Source organism: Euzebyales bacterium (assembly GCA_036374135.1).
Lineage (GTDB): Bacteria > Actinomycetota > Nitriliruptoria > Euzebyales > JAHELV01 > JAHELV01.
In genome coordinates this window covers 25,583-44,485 of the sequence record DASUUK010000004.1, presented here as the reverse complement: position 1 = coordinate 44,485, position 18,903 = coordinate 25,583, and the positions used below count along the sequence as shown (strand labels likewise).

Annotated in this window: 15 protein-coding genes; 4 read left to right on the top strand and 11 right to left on the bottom strand. The window is 70.8% G+C overall.

Annotated elements, in window-relative coordinates; translation table 11 throughout:
* Nucleotides 1–2,160, top strand: coding sequence for a HAMP domain-containing protein (locus VFZ70_00835; GenBank protein HEX6254331.1), 2,160 nt, complete (start codon nt 1–3; stop codon nt 2,158–2,160).
* A gap of 40 nt (nt 2,161–2,200) precedes the next feature.
* On the opposite strand, the gene VFZ70_00830 is transcribed toward VFZ70_00835, so the two are convergent.
* From VFZ70_00830 to lepA, 3 genes are all read right to left on the bottom strand, one after another.
* The gene (locus tag VFZ70_00830) at nt 2,201–2,455 is read right to left on the bottom strand and encodes a DUF308 domain-containing protein (protein ID HEX6254330.1); all 255 of its coding nucleotides are present in this window, start codon (nt 2,453–2,455) and stop codon (nt 2,201–2,203) included.
* A gap of 131 nt (nt 2,456–2,586) precedes the next feature.
* Nucleotides 2,587–3,780 (bottom strand): radical SAM family heme chaperone HemW, encoded by a 1,194-nt coding sequence (hemW, locus tag VFZ70_00825; protein ID HEX6254329.1) that lies wholly within the window; start codon nt 3,778–3,780, stop codon nt 2,587–2,589.
* A gap of 4 nt (nt 3,781–3,784) precedes the next feature.
* Nucleotides 3,785–5,614 (bottom strand): translation elongation factor 4, encoded by a 1,830-nt coding sequence (gene lepA / locus VFZ70_00820; GenBank protein HEX6254328.1) that lies wholly within the window; start codon nt 5,612–5,614, stop codon nt 3,785–3,787.
* Between the two features lie 244 nt (nt 5,615–5,858).
* On the opposite strand from lepA, the gene rpsT reads away from it, so the two are divergent.
* Nucleotides 5,859–6,119, top strand: coding sequence for a 30S ribosomal protein S20 (gene rpsT / locus VFZ70_00815; GenBank protein ID HEX6254327.1), 261 nt, complete (start codon nt 5,859–5,861; stop codon nt 6,117–6,119).
* A gap of 38 nt (nt 6,120–6,157) precedes the next feature.
* Entirely contained in the window at nt 6,158–6,961 is an 804-nt protein-coding gene (locus VFZ70_00810) for an HAD-IIA family hydrolase (GenBank protein ID HEX6254326.1), read from the top strand.
* 264 nt (nt 6,962–7,225) lie between these two features.
* Here the strand turns inward: VFZ70_00810 and holA are convergent, their stop codons facing one another.
* The 4 genes from holA to leuS form a co-directional block, all read right to left on the bottom strand.
* Nucleotides 7,226–8,185, bottom strand: coding sequence for a DNA polymerase III subunit delta (gene holA / locus VFZ70_00805; protein ID HEX6254325.1), 960 nt, complete (start codon nt 8,183–8,185; stop codon nt 7,226–7,228).
* Between the two features lie 52 nt (nt 8,186–8,237).
* A complete protein-coding gene (locus VFZ70_00800) occupies nt 8,238–10,472 on the bottom strand; it encodes a ComEC/Rec2 family competence protein (GenBank protein HEX6254324.1) in 2,235 nt (744 codons plus the stop codon).
* A 110-nt stretch (nt 10,473–10,582) separates the two neighbouring features.
* A complete protein-coding gene (locus VFZ70_00795) occupies nt 10,583–11,269 on the bottom strand; it encodes a helix-hairpin-helix domain-containing protein (protein HEX6254323.1) in 687 nt (228 codons plus the stop codon).
* A gap of 353 nt (nt 11,270–11,622) precedes the next feature.
* On the bottom strand, nt 11,623–14,097 hold the full coding sequence (leuS, locus tag VFZ70_00790) for a leucine--tRNA ligase (GenBank protein ID HEX6254322.1): 2,475 nt from the start codon (nt 14,095–14,097) through the stop codon (nt 11,623–11,625).
* A 314-nt stretch (nt 14,098–14,411) separates the two neighbouring features.
* On the opposite strand from leuS, the gene VFZ70_00785 reads away from it, so the two are divergent.
* Nucleotides 14,412–14,765 carry a phage holin family protein gene (locus VFZ70_00785; protein ID HEX6254321.1) on the top strand — a complete coding sequence of 118 codons (354 nt, stop codon included), beginning with the start codon at nt 14,412–14,414 and terminating at the stop codon, nt 14,763–14,765.
* On the opposite strand, the gene VFZ70_00780 is transcribed toward VFZ70_00785, so the two are convergent.
* The 4 genes from VFZ70_00780 to VFZ70_00765 all read right to left on the bottom strand — a co-directional run bounded on the left by VFZ70_00780 (nt 14,762) and on the right by VFZ70_00765 (nt 18,683).
* Nucleotides 14,762–15,250, bottom strand: a complete 489-nt coding sequence (locus VFZ70_00780) for a hypothetical protein (GenBank protein HEX6254320.1) — start codon at nt 15,248–15,250, stop codon at nt 14,762–14,764. The genes VFZ70_00785 and VFZ70_00780 overlap by 4 nt on opposite strands.
* Nucleotides 15,251–15,393: 143 nt before the next feature.
* Entirely contained in the window at nt 15,394–15,894 is a 501-nt protein-coding gene (locus VFZ70_00775) for a hypothetical protein (GenBank protein HEX6254319.1), read from the bottom strand.
* Complete coding sequence (locus VFZ70_00770) at nt 15,878–16,681, bottom strand: phosphoadenylyl-sulfate reductase (GenBank protein HEX6254318.1); 804 nt, start codon at nt 16,679–16,681, stop codon at nt 15,878–15,880. Before VFZ70_00770 ends, VFZ70_00775 begins: the two co-directional genes overlap by 17 nt.
* 10 nt (nt 16,682–16,691) lie before the next feature.
* Complete coding sequence (locus VFZ70_00765; protein ID HEX6254317.1) at nt 16,692–18,683, bottom strand: MoaD/ThiS family protein; 1,992 nt, start codon at nt 18,681–18,683, stop codon at nt 16,692–16,694.
* Nucleotides 18,684–18,903 lie beyond the last annotated feature (220 nt).

The following is an 18,903-nucleotide window of genomic DNA, read 5'->3' as shown; positions in this document are numbered from 1 at the left end:
ATGAACACGACCGAAACGACGGGGGTCGTCGACGAACCGAGCAGCGACCGTCGACCGAGCCTGCGGCGGCGGCTGGCGGTGGTCCTCGTCGGCATGTCGCTGCTGTCCGTGCTCGTGCTCGGCGCCTACAACTTCCTCGTGGCGCGTTCGCTGCTCAGCGACGCGGTCGAACGCCAGCTCGAGAACCACCAGGCCGGGCAGGTGCGGGCACTCGTCAACGGCCTCGACCGCATCAGTCAGGCCGTCGGCCTGCTCGCACGCGCCGGGGCGACCGTCGAGGCGCTGACGACGATGGGCGACGGCTTCCGCGAGTTGGAAAGGGAGGCCCGTCCACTGTCGGCACGCCAGCTCGACGAGCTCGAGCGGGTCTATGTGGACAGCCTCGCGTCCACCGCCATCACGTCACCACCCGACGTACTGGTGCCCGACGACCCGGCGACCCGGCACGTGCAGTACCACTACCTGGCCGCGAACCCGTTCCCGGCGGATGAGCGCCATCAGCTGGCCGAGGCACCGGGTGACACCACGGCCTACGGACGCGCCCACGCCGCGTCGCACCGGCAGCTCGTCGAGCTGCGCGATGGGTTCGGCCTCGGTGACATCCTGCTGGTCGATGCGCAGGGCACCGTCGTCTACTCGACGGACAAGCGCATCGACCTGGGGACCGACGCCCTGGTCGGGCCGTTGCGGCACCCCGGGCTACGCGACGTGGTGGAGCAGCGGCTGTCACAAGTCGGCGTGAGCGAGACGGTGTTCGTCGACTTCCGTCCATACCTTCCGGCGTCGGGCCAGCCTGTCATGCTCGCGGCGGCGACCGTCAGCGATGGAACCGAGATCATCGGTGCGGTCGTGGCCGAGGTTCCCGCCCCGGCGCTCAACGCCCTGACGACGTTCGACGGTCAGTGGCGGGCCTCCGGTCTGGGAGCGACCGGCGAGAGCTACGTGGTCGGCGCTGACCGGCTCATGCGTTCGGATGCGCGTCTGTGGCTGGAGGATCCCGACGCATACCTCGCGGCACTCGACGACGCGGGGTACGCACCTGACCTCAGCGACGCCATCGCCGCCGCCGGCACGACGGTGCTGCAGCAGCCGGTGCGGACCGCGAGCGTGGATGCGGCGTTCGACCGGGAGCCGTTCTCCGGCCGGGCCGGCGACTACCTCGACCGGCCGGCGCTGACCGTGTCCGGGCTGCTCCCGTCGAACGACCTCGACTGGGTCGTTGTGTCGCAGCTGCTGACAGCCGAGGCCAACGAGCCACTCGGCGACTTCAATCGGCTCCTGCTGGTGACCGCCCTGATGCTGGTGCCACTGGTGGCCGTGGCCGGGTTGTTCCTCGCCGACCGCATCACCCGCCCCGTGACGCCCGTCGTCGAGACGGCAACGGCTGTCGCAGGCGGCGATCTCAGCGCCCGCGCACCCGAGCTCGGGCGGCATGAGATCGGCGACGTCGGCCGGCGGCTCAACGCGCTGACGGCGGAGCTGGCCGAGCAACGCGCGGCGCGCACGGCCGAGGAACACGAGATCACACAGCTGCTGCAGTCGATCCTGCCTGCGCGGCTGGTTGACGAGCTCCGTGTCGGTCACGTCGCTGCCACCGACCTCGCCGACACGGCCACCGTCATCGCGCTGACCGTGCACGGGCCGCTCGAGCGCCACGACCTGGCGCCCGAGGAGGCGCTGCAGGCGAGCGCGCGACTGTCGCAGATCCTCGAGGACACGGCGACGCGCCTCGACATCGAACGTGTCAGATCGGCGTCGGAGCACCACCTGTTCGCGGCTGGACTCGGCGCGCCCGATGTCGCCGCTGACGTCGCAGCGACGTTCGTGACCGACGTCGGGGTCTCGTTCGACACGTTCACCGACGAGACGGGCATCGACGTCGACTACCACGCCGGGTTGGCGGCCGGTGACGTCGTCGCCGGTCTGGTGCACCCGAACACCTTCACCTACAGCGTGTTCGGCGAGCCGGCGCGCACAGCGCTGGCGATCGACGCCGTCGCCACCGACGGCCAGATCCTCATCCACCGTTCGGCGGCAGATCGGCTGCGGGACGACTGGGACCTCGCACCCGCTGACGGGCTCGTCGACCTGCGCGGCGAGCCGGTCGACGCGACGATGCTCGTCACACGTCAGCCGGCGGCATCGCCGGACGATCGTTAGCCGGCAGCCGACCCACGCTGGAAGAGCGCCATCGCCGCCATCACGACGCCGACGACCAGCATCCATGCACCGGCGAACCACGCGTCACGAGCGCCAGCCCGGGCTGCGCGATGACCAGTACACCCGCCACGGGCGAGAGCACCGCCACCAGCAGTCGGATGAAGCGGTCACCCCGCTCGACGGTGGCGCCGACGATCCCGATGACGCCGCCGACGACCCAGTACCAGCCGATCACCAGGCCCACCGTCACCGTGCTCAACAGCGGCGTCGCGAAGATGACCACGCCACCGATCACGGCGCCGGGTGCGAGGGTACGACGACGATACAGAGTGGCGGACCTCCTGGACACCACGTGGTGCGCATGTCCCCGCACCGCTCCAGTGGAGGTCCAGGTGGCAGCGAGGCGTCAGTCGAGCCCGTCGGCCGCTACAGCAGCTTCAGGGTCACCGCCGACGCGAGCCGCATCCCGGACGGCGTCAGTGCTATGTGGTGATCGGTGGCAGCGAGCAGACCGGCCGTGGCCAGGTCGGACACCGTGCGGTCGTCGAGCGGCGCGACCGCGGCGCGTGCGACGCCCTCGGTCAGGCGCAGGCCCATCATGAGGCGCTCCGCACGGCGCTGGTCGGCGTCGGGGATCTCGGACCCGGTGAGGGTCGACGCCCCGTTTCGCGCGGCCCGGATGTAGCGCTCGGGGCTGCGGGCGCACCACCAACGCCGTCCCCGCCAGTGGCCGTGTGCGCCCGCGCCGATGCCCAGCCAGTCGCCACCGCGCCAGTAGACGCGGTTGTGCACCGATTCGAGACCGGGTCGCGCCCAATTCGACAGTTCGTAGCGCGCGAGGCCCACCTCGGCCGCCCAGGCGTCGACCTGATCCATGCGCTCGGCCTGGACGTCGTCGTCGGGTGCCATCGCGGTGCCCAGCCGGACCCGGCGCGCGTACTGGGTGCTGGGCTCGACCGTCAGCGCGTACGCCGACAGGTGGCCGATCCCTGTGTCCAGCGCCGTGCGAACGCTGTGCTCCCAGTCCGCGGGCGACTCTCCCGGCGTGCCATAGATCAGGTCCAGGCTCATCTGCGCGATCCCGGCCGCGCGCGCCGCTTCCACCGCGCGCACCGGCGCGTCAAGCTCGTGCCACCGGCCCAGCGCATCGAGCACGTGCGGCGCGAACGACTGCGCGCCGATCGACATCCGCGTGACCCCGGCGTCGACGAGCGCCGCGAGCGTCTCGACGTCGACCGTCTCGGGGTTCGCCTCGACGGTCACTTCGGCGCCCTCGGCAAGGTCGAACCGCTCGAGCACATGGCGAACGACGCCGGCCAGATCCGACGCGGGCAGCAGCGTCGGTGTCCCACCGCCGACGAACAGGCTGTCGAACGTCGGCCAGTCGGGTTCGACCTCGGCGTCCGGCGGGGCGAGCGCGCGTGGGCCGCCGCCGGCGACCACGTCGATGTCGGCGTGCAGCGCGACGACATAGTCACCGATCAGTGCGCCACGGTTGGCGTACGTGTTGAAGTCGCAGTAGTGGCAGCGGCGCCGACAGAAGGGGACGTGCAGGTAGATGCCGGCGCCCGCGCGCGTCGAGGCCCCGGTGCGGGCCTCGGGCGCTGCGGGTGCGGTCACGGCGTCAGGCGTCGTCGCCGACGCTCAGCGCGGCGACGAACGCCTCCTGCGGGATCTCCACGGCGCCGACGTTCTTCATGCGCCGCTTGCCCTCCTTCTGCTTCTCCAGCAGCTTGCGCTTGCGCGTGACATCACCGCCGTAGCACTTGGCCAGCACATCCTTGCGCCGCGCCTTGACGGTCTCACGGGCGATGATCCGCGACCCGATCGCCGCCTGGATCGGGACATCGAACATCTGTCGTGGGATCAGCTCACGCAGCTTGTTGACCATCCGCTTGCCGTACTCGTACGCCTTGTCGCGGTGGACGATCGCCGAGAACGCGTCGACCGGAGCGGCGTTGAGCAGGACGTCGACCTTGACCAGGTCGGCCGTCGCCAGACCGGCGGGCTCATAGTCGAGCGACCCGTAGCCGCGGGTCTGCGACTTCAACCGGTCGAAGAAGTCGACGATGATCTCGGCCAGCGGCAGGCGGTAGCGCAGCTCCACCCGCTCCGGAGACAGGTACTCCATCTTGCGCATGTCGCCGCGGCGGCCCTCGCACAGCTGCATGACCGCGCCGATGTAGTCGCTCGGCACGATGATCATCGCGTCGACGACCGGCTCACGGATCTCCGCGATGCGGTTGGGCGCCGGCAGCTCGGCAGGGTTGGACACCTCGATGACCGCGGGTTCCTCCTCGGTCCACAGCCGTTCGTCGAGGTGGACCTCGTAGCGCACGTTCGGCGCCGTCGTCACCAGCGGGATGTCGAACTCGCGGTCCAGGCGCTCGGAGATGATCTCCATGTGCAGCAGGCCCAGGAATCCGCAGCGGAACCCGAACCCCAGCGCGACGGACGTCTCGGGCTCGAACGTGAAGCTCGCGTCGTTCAACCGCAGCTTGTCGAGGGCGTCCCGCAGGTCAGGGAAGTCCCCCGAGTCGACGGGGTACAGCCCGCTGAAGACCATCGGCGTCGGCTCCCGGTAACCCGGCAGCGGCTCCGGCGCGGGCGCCTCGACCGTCGTGATGGTGTCACCCACACGGGCGAGGTCGACCTCCTTGATCGCAGCGGTCAGATAGCCGACCTCGCCGGGACCCAGCACATCGGTCGGCACGGGCTCCGGCGAGATGACGGCGAGCTCGTGGACCTCGTTGGCGAACCCGGTCGCCATCAGCCGCACGTCCATGCGGGGACGGATCTGGCCGTCGACCACGCGGACGTAGGTGACCACACCGCGGTAGCTGTCGTAGACCGAGTCGAAGATCAGCGCCCGCAGGGGATCGTCGGGGCTGCCGACCGGCGGCGGGACGCGCGCGACGATCTCCTGGAGGACCTCCGGCACGCCGTCACCGGTCTTGGCCGACACCGCCAGGATGTCCGCCGGATCGCCACCGATCAGCGCCGCGATCTCCTCGGCCACCTGGTCGGGGCGCGCCGCGGGAAGGTCGATCTTGTTGAGCACCGGGATGACCTCGAGGCCGGCCTCGACCGCCACGTACAGGTTCGCGATCGTCTGCGCCTGCACGCCCTGCGCGGCGTCGACCAGCAGCACGGCGCCCTCGCACGCGTTCATCGCCCGGCTGACCTCGTAGGAGAAGTCGACGTGGCCCGGCGTGTCGATCAGGTTCAGCACATACTCGTCGCCGTCGAGCGCGCGGTACGGCATGCGCACCGCCTGCGCCTTGATCGTGATGCCGCGCTCGCGCTCCAGTTCCATGCGATCCAGGTACTGCGCGCGCATCGTGCGATCGCCGACCAGGCCGGTCAGCTGCAGCATGCGGTCGGCCAGCGTCGACTTGCCGTGGTCGACGTGGGCGATGATCGCGAAGTTGCGGATGCGGTCGGTCGGGGTCATCTGCCGTGACCTACCGCTTCGCTGTCTGAGGTCAATGTGTGCGACCTACCGCTTCGCTGTTTGAGGTCATGTCCGCAGTCTGGGATCGCGTGCGCGAGCCCGGTAGGTGGCGGGACGGGATGTCAGCGATGCTAGCGGTGGCCGTGCGGTCGCGTGCCGGGGCGCGCTAGACTCGATCCGTCGCGCCGTAGTGGCGCACCTTCATCCTGCTCCGTCATCAGCCACACGAAGGCGTCACACCGTCATGGCCAACATCGCCAGTCAGATCAAGCGCAACCGCCAGAACGAGACGGCCCGCGCACGCAACAAGGCGACCCGCAGCGCCATCAAGACCGCGCTCAAGCGCTTCGACGCCGCGGTCGACTCCGGTGACGCCGCCGAGGCTCGCGCTGCCCACGACGCGGCCGCCAGCAGGCTCGACCGCGCCGCCCGTCGCCGCATCGTCCACCCAAACTTCGCCGCGAACCACAAGTCGAAGATGGCGCGGCGCCTCCAGTCGATCTGACCGACACCGAAGCGGCGTCACCGCGTCGACCACGCGCCATGCCCTCCGACGCCGAGGCCACTCCGATCGCGTACGCAGGCGTAGTCATCGACCTCGATGGGGTGTGCTACCGCGGGAACGATGCGATCCCCGGCTCGGCCGACGCGATCGCCAGGCTGCGATCCGCCGGCGTCGGTGTGGCGTTCGCGACCAACAACGCGACGCGCACGCAGAAGCAGAGCGCCGACAAGCTGCGATCGCTCGGGTTCGACGCCGAACCCGACGAGATCATCACGTCGGCCATCGCGGCGGCCGACCTGGTCGAGCCGGGAACCCGGTGTCTGGTCATCGGCATGCAGGGACTGCGCGACGCGTTGACCGACCGCGGATGTGAGCTCGTCGAGGACGCCGAGTCCGCGCAGGTCGTCGTGACGGGCCTGGATCACGACCTGACCTACGACAAGCTCGTCGTCGGGACCCGTGCGCTGCTGGCGGGCGCCCGGTTCATCGCCAGCAACACGGACGGCAGCTTTCCGGCAGCGGACGGCATCAGCCCGGGCGCTGGGATCATCGTCGCCGCGTTGGAAACCGCCACCGGACGGTCCCCTGAGGTCGCGGGCAAGCCCGAGCGGACGCTGTTCGAGAGCGCCGCGGCGCGGCTGCCCGACGGCCCGACGCTGATGATCGGCGACCGTGTCGAGACCGATCTCACAGGGGCGGCGTCACTCGGCTGGGACACCGCGCTGGTGCTCACGGGTGTCAGCGACCGCGACGACGCGGACGCGGCGGATCCGAAGCCGACCTACATCGCCGACGACCTCGCCGACCTGGTCACCCGGCTGCTGGACGGCCCACCGGACTAGGGTCTGTCGCTCGGACCGATCGTGCACCGAGGGTGCAGCTGCGACCGGCTCGCACGGCGCGCTGAGCGACGCATACCGGGTTGTCTTCGCGCGAGCCGCAACGACGCGAGCAGGGATGCAGATGCGACCGAATGCCGGCCGGGACCGGGACACAGACCCTGAAGCCCGCGACCGACGATCGGACCGCCCTGCAGCGCATGAGCCGCAGGCGACTGTCCGTGCCTTGGCCGCCGGCGACGGTCGGGGCGAGCGTGCCCGGGGCCGTCACCGCGGGTCGTGATCAGCGGCCGGCGTCGCGACGTCGACGACGGCGCGCTCGATGACCAGCTGCGGCGGCACGTCCCCGCTCTTGAGCAGGACATCGGCGTCGGCGAGCGTGCGCATGGCGCGGGTGAGCTCGCCGGGTCCGAAGTTTCCTCGCGCGGCCCGCAGATGGCGCGCCTGTCCCCCGCTGATCCGCAGGCCGACCCGCTTCGGGTCGACCTTGCCGGCGACCGCAAGGATGCTACGCACGCGGTAGACCAGTGCCCCGAGCACCATGATCGGGTCGTTTCCGGCCTCGAGCACGCCCCGCAGTAGCTCCAGCGCCCTGGCGGGTTCGCGGCTGCACATGGCGTCGGCGACCGCGAACGACCCACGGCTGCCGTGCCCGACGACCGCCCGTTCGACCTCGGCCTCACCAATGGTGCCCGGATCGGCCGCGGCGACGACCTGGGAAACCTTCTCAGCGATCTGCCCGACGTCGAGTCCGGCGTGCCCGAGCAGGGCCGTCACCGCGTCGTTGGTCGCCTTGCGCTCGTGCTGGGCGAACTCGTCACGGACGAGCTGCGCCCACTTGCGGTCCTCCCAGTCCCTCGGCGGTGACACGTCGACGCGTCCGCCCGCGGCCTTGATCGCCCGCGCCAGCTTCATGATCCGACCGGTTCCCGACGCCATCAGGATCACGGTCGCCTCGGGAGGTGGCCCGTCGAGCTCGCTGACGAGCGACGCGGCCATGTCAGCCGGTAGCTCCTGGGCGTCGCGGATCAGGACGGCCCGGCGGTCACCGAACAGCGAACCCGTGCGCAGGTCGGGCATGCCCCACTCGCGCAGCTCCCCGGCACGGACGTCGATCACCTCGACCGGCGCGTCGGACCGCATCTGATCGATCAGCCGCGCCGCCGCACGACGGACGAGCAGCTCCTCGGAGCCCGTGAACAGGTACATCGGTGGGAGCGCGGACATCGGCGGCAGTCTAGTCCGGTCGGTCGTCGACCTGCTCGTCATGCCCGCGCGTTCAGGGCGAGGATGCCGGCTGCACCACCGGTCCCGCCGGCGTCAGCGTGACGGTCAGCGCACCATGTCGATCGGTGCGCCACAGCGGGACCGGGGCGAGATCGTCCACGGTGTCGGGATGCGGATGGCCGTAGCCGTTCCCGGCCCCGACCGATACGACGGCGACACGGGCCGCGACGGCGTCAAGGAAGCCGACCGCATTGGTCGCGCCCCCGTGGTGCGGCACCTTCAACACGTCGGCCCGCAGCGCCGCCGGGCCTCGCAGCAACCGCAGCTGCGCGGACTCGTCGGCATCACCGGTCAGCAGCATGCTGCCGTGAGGCCCCACCACGCGCAGCACGATCGATCGGCTGTTGCGATCCGTCCCGGGCAGCGCCACCGGTGGCGGAGCGAGCACCTCGACCGTGGCGTCGCCGATCACGAACTGCCGCCCCGCCGCCACCTCGATGACCGGCACACCTTCCCGCTGTGCGACGTCCAGCGCGTCCCGGGCGCTCGACGCCGCGTCGCGCAACTGCGGGTCACCCGCCGGGATCATCAGCGCGCCGACACGCGCCCGCCGCAGCACGCGCGCCAGACCGCCGGCGTGATCGTGATCGCCGTGGGTCAGGACGACCGCGGTCAGCGATCGGATGCGGCGTGCGCGCAGGGCGGCGTCGAGCACGTCGGGCTCCGGGCCGCCGTCGACGAGCATCCGTGCGACGCCGGCAGTGCCGCCGGGTGATTCGACCAGCAGCGCATCACCCTGCCCGACGTCCAACGCGGTCAGACGCAGATGGTCGGGCGCGGAGGCCGGCACGATCCACGGCACGACGACGGTCACCAGCCACGCGGTCACGACCGCGACGACCGCGATGCGATGGCGGGCGCGCGACGCCAGCGGTCCCCACCGGGCCGTCGTCCACACGCCGGCCGACAGGAGCACGGCGCCGAGCACATGCCGCGCGGTGGCCTGCGGCCAGCCTGCGAACAACGACGCCGTGGACTGCACCAGCGCCAGCGCCGGCCCGGCGGCCCGGGCGACCCACGTTGCGGCAACATGCGCGCCCGGTGCCGGCACGGCCGCGACGGCGGCTGCGACCAGACCGACGACCTGTGCGATGGTCGCGGCCGGCGCGGCCACGAGGTTCGCCGGCACAGCACCCAGCGGCACCGTGCCGACCGCGCTCAGCACCACCGGTGCGGTGGTGATCTGCGCCGCGATCGTCGCGCGGACGGCGATGCGCCCGCGACGACGCCGTTCCCCACCGACGGAGCCGACCACCGACAGCACACCCGCCGTGGCCAGCACCGACAGCGCGAACCCCATCTGCCGTCCGAGCAGTGGGTCACATAGCAGGAGCACCGCGACCGTGACGGCCAGGCTGTGCGTCGACTGGCGGCCACGGCCCGCCGACGCCGCCGCCAGCATGAGGGTCGCCATGACCGCCGCGCGCAGCACCGACGGCTGCCAGCGCGTCACGAGCACGAACCACCACAGCATGGTCAGCGCCAACCGGTGCCGTCCGCGGTGGCCGATGCCGCACGCCACCGACAGCGCCAGGACACCCGCCAGCACGACCGCCACGTGACGTCCCGAGACGACGACCAGGTGGCTCAGCCCGGCGTCGCGCAGGATGTCGTCGTCGACCCTGTCGCGCGATCCGAGCACGATGCCGCCGAGCAACGCCGCGCGCCCGGACGGGAGCGCGGCGTCGAACGCGGCGCCGGCCCGCGTCCGTAGCACCGTGGTGTGGGCGAGCAGCCACGGCGCAGGTCGAGCCACCGGCGGCGCGCGTGGGCGGAGCGAGACCGACACCCCGAGGGCGCGCAGGTGGGCACCGAACCCGCCGTCCGGGGTTGCGCCGACACGCATCCGGCCAGCGATCGGCTGGCCCACCGCCAGCGCGGTGTCCGCATCCAGATGGATCACCGCACGACCCGTCAGCCGGCGGTCGTCGACGCGGGTGATGCGGACGATGGCCCACGCTCCGAAGGCGCTGACCCGCGGTTCGGTGACGACCCGCGCCCACACGTCGACCGTCGCATGGCGTTCGGCCAGGCCGACGAGCGGCGAGTCGTCGCGCAGCGACGTACGGCCCCCGGCGAGACCGGCGCCCAGCAGCACCAGCGCGACCACGACCGTCGCCGCGGGGTGGAGCGGCGTCCCGTGGACGTCCTCGGCGCCGCTTCGTGCGACGGCGCAACCTGCACCGGCCGCACGGGTGGATGACGGACCGGGGACGGTACGGGCCATCCGACGCGCCACACCTAGCAGGGCAACCGCAACCGCGGCGAGCCATGGTGGCCCCGACCACAGGCAACCGACCCACAACGCGGCGGCCACCAGTACGGCGACCGGCGCCGTCACACCGTCACGAGATCGCGCAGAGCCGCGAAGGTCTTCTCGCCGATGCCGGACACCTCGAGCAACTCGTCGACAGCGGTGAACCCTCCGACCGACTCGCGATGGCTGACGATGCGACCGGCCAGGACGGGACCGATGCCCGGCAACGCTTCGAGCTCCGCCGCCGATGCGGTGTTCAGGCTGAGCGGCCCCGCCGTTCCTGCGACGGCTGCGGCTCCCGTACCTGCGTCGGCCACAGCACCGGGCGCGACGGGTCCGGTGCTCCCCGGCCGGCTGTCGGGCACGTGGATCTGCTCGCCGTCGACGACGGGCCGCGCGAGGTTCAGCTGGTCGGTCCGCGCGCGCCGTCGCAGCCCGCCCGCGGCCTCGACCGCATCGAGCACGCGGGCGCCGGCCGGCAGTTCGACGACGCCGGCCGAGGTGACCGCGCCGCTGACGTGCACGACCAGCGGTCCTGCCGACGGGCTCGGAACCGGCGGCGGCACGCTGGCGACCGCGACCGGCGAGACATCCGGCGCGGCGACCGGCTGGGGGCGCGCCATCCACCAGAGCGCGACCACGCCCGCGCATGCGAACGACGCCGCGACGAGCAGTGCCGTCACGTGCGCCGGTGTCAGCTGGAGGTCACCGACGAGCTCACGGAGGCGCTCGCCGCCACTGCGTGGATGTGGTGTCGCGTCGTCCATCGGGCCGCACGCTACGAACGACGGCCGCCACCTGCCCGTTCGCGCGTCGCCCACCTGTGGACATCGCCCCGCAGGCACCACCTACCCAACCGGCACGCACCCGCCGGGGAGGAAACAACCGCCATACGGCGACAGGTCTCCCCACACAACGCCCGCACCCAGACCACGGGGAGGAAACAACCGCCATACGGCGACAGGTCTCCCCACACGCCCGCACCCACCCGCCGGAGCAGAAACAACCGCCATACGGCGACAGGTCTCCCCACACGCCCGCACCCACCCGCCGGAGCGGAAACAACCGCCATACGGCGACAGGTCTCCCCATACGCGGTCACCGGGCCGGTACCCGGCGGTCAGGCCGCGCGCGTGACCAGGTTCAGCAGTCGGTCGGTCACCCAGATCACCTTGACGATCGCGCGATCCGACAGGTGGCGCTGGACGTTCTCCGACTGCTGCGCCACCTCTACGACGGCGTCCTCTGCCGCACCGACCGCGACCGTGACGGTGTCGCGGACGCGGCCATCGACCTGCACCGGCACCTCGACGGTGCGTTCGACCAGCAACGCCTCGTCGAACTCCGGCCAGCGCTGCTCGGCCACGAAGTCGTCGTGTCCCAGCCGCTGCCAGATCTCCTCGGCCACGTGCGGGGCGATCGGCGACAGCATGATCGCGATGATCTCCAGCGCGTGCTGGGGGTCGCCTCCGCGCGCGGCGCGTTCGCGCACGGCGGCCGACACCTCGTTGGTCAGCGACATCAGCTTGGCCAGCGCGGTGTTGTACTTGAACGCGTCGAAGTCGGCGGTGACATCCCGGATCGTCCGGTGGGCGGCGCGGCGCAGATCCTCGTCGCCGGCAACGTCGGCCACCGCGGCGCCGCGCGACTCGACGTGCTCGTCGGTCAGGCGCACCAGCCGCGACAGGAACTTGAACATGCCGGCGGTCGACACGTCCGCCCAGTCGACGTCGTCCTCGATCGGGCCGGCGAAGAGCATGGTCGCGCGCAGGGTGTCGGCGCCGAACTCCTCGACGATGCCGCGGGGCTCGACCAGGTTGCCCTTCGACTTCGACATCGCGGCGCCCTCCATGACCACCATGCCCTGTGACTTCAGCCGCGTGAACGGCTCGACGAAGTCGACGTGACCCAGATCGTGCAGCGCCTTGGTGAAGAACCGCGAGTACAACAGGTGCAGGATCGCGTGCTCGATGCCGCCCGTGTACTGGTCGACCGGCATCCACCTGGCGACGGCGTCGGCGGCGAAGGCCACGTCGTCACGGTGAGGCGAGCAGTAACGCAGGTAGTACCAGGACGAGTCGACGAAGGTGTCCATCGTGTCCGTGTCGCGCCGCGCGTCCCCGCCGCACGAGGGGCACGCGACGTTGACGAATCCCTCGGCGGTCGCCAGCGGGGCGACACCGCTGCGCGAGAAGTCGATCTGATCGACCTCAGGCAGGCGGACCGGCAGATCGTCGATCGGCACGGGCACCTGCCCGCATGCGTGGCAGTGGATGATCGGGATCGGGGCGCCCCAGTAGCGCTGACGCGAGATCAGCCAGTCACGCAGCCGGTAGTTGACGGCGTGACGACCCAGACCGCGGTCGGCCAGGTCGTCGGTGATCCGCTGCTTGGCGTCCCGCCATGGCAGGCCCTCGTAGTCCCCGGAGTTGACGATCACGCCGTCGCCGGACGCGGCCTCGGTCATCGAGGCGGCGTCGGGCAGGTCCGCGCCCTCCGGATGCACCACGATGCGCACCGGCAGGTCGTACTGGCGGGCGAAGTCCAGGTCGCGCTGGTCGTGCGCCGGCACCGCCATGATCGCCCCGGTGCCGTAGCCCATCAGCACGTAGTCCGCGGCGTAGACCGGCAGACGCTCCCCGTTGACGGGATTGACGGCGTGCACGCCCAGGAACAGCCCGTCCTTCGAGGCGTCGGTGGACTGGCGTTCGACGTCCGAACGCGACTGCACCCGCTGCACGAACGCGTCGAAGTCGTCGACCACGCCGCCCAGCTCGGCCCATGCGCGGGCCGACGGGTACTCGGGCGCCACCACGAAGAACGTCGCGCCGTACAGGGTGTCGGGCCTCGTCGTGTAGACGACGACCTCGTCGTCGCCGACCGTGAACGTGACCTCGGCGCCCTCGCTCCGCCCGATCCAGTTGCGCTGCAGGGTCAGCACCCGCTCCGGCCACGTGTCGGCCAGTTGATCCATGTCGTCGAGCAGGCGGTCGGCGAAGGCGGTGATCCGCAGGAACCACTGGGTCAGCGACTTCTTGGTCACCACCGCGTCGCACCGCTCGCAGTGACCGTTGATCACCTGCTCGTTGGCCAGCACCGTCTGGTCGTTGGGGCACCAGTTGACGTCCGCCTCCTCGCGGTACGCCCAGCCCGCCTGGAACAACTGCAGGAACAGCCACTGGGTCCACTTGTAGTACTCGGGGTCCGAGGTGTGCAGGCGCCGCGACCAGTCCCACGCGAACCCCATGCGCCGCATCGTCGTGGCGTGGGTCTCGACGTTGGCGTAGGTCCACGCCTTGGGATCGGCGCCGCGCTTGATCGCCGCGTTCTCCGCGGGCAGCCCGAACGAGTCCCAGCCGATCGGGTTCATCACCTCGTAACCCTGCAGGCGCCGGTAGCGCGCGACCGCGTCCGCCAGCGAGAAGGCCTCCACGTGGCCCATGTGCAGGTCGCCCGATGGATACGGGAACATGTGCAGGGCGTAGAACAACTCCCTGTCGGACCGCTCGTCGGCCACGAACAGCCTGGCCTCCTCCCAGGCCTTCTCCCACCGGGGTTCGATCTCGTGCGGGTCGTAGGCGTTCACGGTGCTCATCCTCACGGTCGAGAGTTACTGTCCGGCGGAGCCGGTCCTCCAGACGTTCGTGGAACCAGGCCCCACGAACGTCTTCAGACACAAGAAGACCCTCCGTGCATGGGAGGGTCGCCGCGCTGAGGTGGGTGTCAGCGCGGCCAGCTAAGGAGCAGTGCTGCTGCCATGCCCACAGCATACCCGCCGATTCGCTGTCGCAGTAGCCAATCGTCCGCCACGGGCCGCGGGCGAGCCCGTTCGTCCCGGCGTCGACGTGCCCTCCGCCCCACTGGCCCGGCCGCGGCGCGCGAGCCCGCCGGCTCAGCTATGGTGCCGGCATGTCGTTCATCCTGAAGGTCGCCGTCACGACCCTCGGTCTGTGGGTCGCCGTCGAACTGGTGTCGGGACTCCGGTTCGACGGAGATCTGGCAGGACTGATCATCGTCGGCTTCATCCTTGGCCTCGTGAACGCCTTCGCGCGGCCGATCGTCACGTTCTTCAGCCTGCCGATCGTGCTGCTGACGCTCGGGCTGTTCCTGCTGGTCATCAACGCGTTGATGCTCGGGTTGACCATCTGGATCTCCGAGGGACTGGGCCTCGGTCTCAGCTCGACCGGATTCGCCGCCACGTTCCTCGGCGCGATCATCGTCTCGATCGTGTCGTGGATCGGGCAGGCGCTGCTCGGCGACTAGCGATCTCGGCCGGGGTCGGCGGAAGGTCGGCCACGGCGACGTGCGACGCGGGCGCGGATCTGTGACGCCGTTGCCTCGATCTGCCGCCCCGTGCCCATGACGGCCGTGGGCGTGACCATCCGGCCGTCATGGAAGCGCCGGACGTAGACGGACGCGTCGCGGTCAGCCATCACGTTGACCCATGTCACGCGGTCGCGCTCGTCACGGTCGAGCGCACGCCACAGCTTCAGGCAGTACGAGCAGCCCGGGCGCCAGTAGACGACCGGTCCGTACGGTCCGGCCGTGGCAGCCGCGTCGGCGTGCGGCACATGGGGCCGCGCGTTGCGCAACGGCGAGACCCACCAGCCCCACCCGAGCGCGACGACGGCGGCCCCCATGATCGGCCACGTCAGCCGGCCCTCGACCATCCAGCCCAGCGCGATCACCGCCAGCCCGCTGCCGCCGTTGATCAATGCCGGCTTCCACCGGTCGAGCTCGTGCGCCATGTCGCCCCGGACCGTACGCGACGGCCGACGGTTCGGCACCGCCGCCGGTCCCAACGTGGCACCGGACACCGCCCCACCCGCCAGACACCCACCACCGTGGCACCGGACACCGGCATCCGGCCCCGGCTGCAACGCTCAGCGGGTCACGCCGTGTCCAGCACCTCGACGCTCTCGACGTTCATGCCGTCGGGGCGCACCGCGAGGGTCAGCGTCGCCTCGTCGGTCCGCAGCGTCACGGTGAAGTGGCCGAGCGTGCGCATCCCCACACGGGCGCTGCGCAGCTCGTGGTCAGCCACGGCCCGCAGGGCGCTGTTGATGTCACCGAGCTGGCGGGTCAGCGCCCGTCCAGCGGGCGTCCGGCGGAACACGCCCGTGAGGATCTTCTCGCCCTCCGCGCGGTACAGCTTGCGTGCGCGTGCCGTCTGCAGCGCGAGCTCCAGCAGCGACTGCAGGTGCACGACGAGCTCGGGCGGCACACTGCCCTCGTCGACGGCGTCCGCCAACGCCTCGTACCCGGCGCGGCGCTCCTCCGAGAGGGCGGGCAGCAGTGCCGCGAGCTCAGCGGCGACCAGTTCCTGCTCGGCGTCGTCGAGTTCGACGGTCGCGTCCGGTCCCTGCGCGAGGGTGTCAGTGGCCGTCGGCATGCGCCTCCCCGAGGATCGCGTGCACCTCGTGCTCGAACCCGCCCGTCTCGATCGGGCAGTGCATCCCGCACTCCTTCGGTGCGTCGGACTCCCACCACCACCGGCCCGCGCGGTCGTCCTCGCCGTCGCGGATCGGTCGCGTGCACGGATCACACCCGATGCTGGTGTACCCCTTGCCGTACAGCGGGTGGCGGGGCACCGCGAAGTCGGCGAGGTAGTCGTCGACGTCCTCCGCCGTCCAGTCGGCCAGCGGGTTGATCTTCACGATGCCGTCGTGATCGTGGTCGAGCTGGACCTTCGTGATCGCGGCGCGCGACGCCCACTGGTCGCGCCGCAGGCCGGTGAACCACGCGTCCAGGCCCTCCAGCGCCTCCGTCAGCGGACGCACCTTGCGGATCTGGCAGCACATCAGGCGGTTCTGGACGCTCTCGCGGAACAGATCCGGCCCGTTGCGACGCACCATCGACGCGACCTCGTCGACATCGGGACAGCGGACCTCGACCCGCGCCTGCGGGTACCGCCGGCGCACGTCATCGATGAACGCAACGGTCTCGGGTGGCAGCCGACCCGTGTCGACCGTCACCACCCGCACCTGCGGGAACATCTGATAGGCCATGTCGAGGATGGCCATGCCGTCGGACTGGAACGCCGTCACGACCGCGACGTTCTCACCGAAGGTGTTCAGCGCCCACTCGATGACGTCCTCGGGCTCGCCGTCATCCAGCTCGACCGCCAGCTGACCGATCTCGAGGTCGTCGAAGACCACGCGTTCCTTCAGCACTCCCACTCCCCCTGACCTAGCCGCCCGCGAGGGCCGGCAGGATCGACAACTCGTCACCGGGTTGCAGCGGCGCGTCGAACCCACCGAGTCCACGGATGTCGTCTTCGCCGATGTACAGGTTGACCGCCGGGTTGATCTGCCCCGGACCGCTGACAAGATAGGCGATCAACCTCGGGTGCAGACGCACCAGGTGATCGAGCGCCTCGCCAACAGTGGAAACGGTCGCGTCCGTGCCGTCCGTACCTGCCGCGGCCGGAAGCGAGATCTCGTCCGCACCGTCGGAGAGCTCCAGCAGCGTTCCCGGCACGCGGACGACGACATGGTCGGCGTCACCGTGCGCGGCGGTCGGTCCGGACACGGCCTGTCCCGAGGCGATCGCGCGCAGCTCGTCGTCGGACGTGGCGTCACAGAAGGCGCGGAACCCGAGCGCGTCACCCGACCCGTTCAGCGCGGCCTTCCGCTCCAGCCACGCGTCGAGCAGGCGGACGAGCACGTCCGTGATGTCGGTCGTCGGCACGCGTCGCAGCAGGGGCGTGCCGATCGCTGCGGCGCGCCCCAGGCCGCCACGCAGCGTGACGTCGTACGCCTCGATGCGTTGATCGGTCGACGGATCCTTGGTCGTCGTGCCCTGCAGGCCGATGTCACCGATCCAGTGGTGGGCGCACGCGTGCGGGCAGCCATCGACGTACAGCTTCAGGTCCTCGACGGCGGCGCCGAAGCGGCCCTCGAGCACCTCGAGGATCTCGGACAACTTGCCCTTGGTCTCGGCGACCGAGTAGTTGCAGAACTTATGACTCGTGCACGCGATCGAGTTGCCGTACACCTTGTTCCGCGTGATCGGCAGCCCCAGTCGCTCCATGGCGGCGAGGAAGCCGTCGAGCTGGTCGGTGGGCACGTTGCCGACGATCAGGTCCTGCTGACGGGTCAGGCGCACGTCGCCGCCGAACGGCTCGACCAGGTCGGCGATGCCGATCATCTGATCCCCGGACAGCCAACCCATGGGAACCGAGAACCCGACGTACACCCGTCCGTCCTGACGCTGGGCGTGCACGCCCAGGTGGTCCACCCCGTCGACGGGATCCGGCGCCGGGTGGTCCTCGAGCTGACGCCCCAACCGCTGTTCGACCTTGGCGCGCACGCCCTCCGGGCCGTGGTCGTCCATCATGAACTTGATGCGCGCCTTGGCGCGGCTGATGCGGTACTTCGGGTCTGACTGCCACGCGTCGGTGACCGCCCGCAGCACCTCGATGACCTCGTCCCGCGGCACGAACACACCGAGGTCCCTGGCCAGGCGCGGGATGTTCGACAGCCCGCCGCCGACGCTGAGGGTGAAGCCCTCGCGACCGTCCTTGACCACGCCGATCAGCGCCACGTCGCTGATCTCGGGCGCGTTGCACTGCCCCGGGCACGCGGCGATCGTGTACTTGTGCTTGCGCGGGAGGTTGGAGTACTCGCGGTTGCCGTAGAAGTAGTCGGCGACGTCGGCGATGATCGGCGTGACGTCGAATGGCTCGTCGTTGGCGATCCCCGCGACCGGGCAGCCGGTGATGTTGCGGACGGTGTCGCCCTCTCCCCCGACCGTCGTCAGGCCCGTCGCCTGGACGGCCGCGATCACCTCCGGCAACTGGTCGAGCCGCGCCCAGTGCAGCTGGATGCCCTGGCGGGTGGTCAGCTCGCCGTAGTTGCGCCCGTACCGCTGGGCGATCTCGCCGACGCCCCGCAGCTGCGCGGGCTGGATCAGCCCACCGGACACCTTGATGCGCACCATGAACGTGCCCAGCTTGGGCTTGTCGTGCGTGAGACCCCACCAGTTGAGGCGGACGATGTCCTCCTCAGGGACGGCCTCGTACCCCATCGCGATCAGCTGCGGAAGCTCGTCGACGATGTCGAGCGGGAACTTCTCCTGCTTGAGCCGCTCGATGGAGTTGCGCTTGTAGACGAGCTCCCAGGTCGGCTTCTCACGGCGCCGGCGTCGGGGCGGGCGCACGGTCGTGCCTACTGCTGCCATGGCGGGATCAATCCATCGTGGTCGATGACGCGGGATCGCGGACCTTGGTAGCCGTGGCGTCCGGTGCCAACCCCGTGCGCCCGTGGTCGATACGGTAGAAACGGTTTCTCATCCCATCGCCGACCCCACACAACGGTGAGAACCCCTCGCTGTGGACCCGCCCGAGTCACCGGGCCGCGACAGCGCCGAAGGCGTCGGCGTGACGCGCGGCAGCACCGCC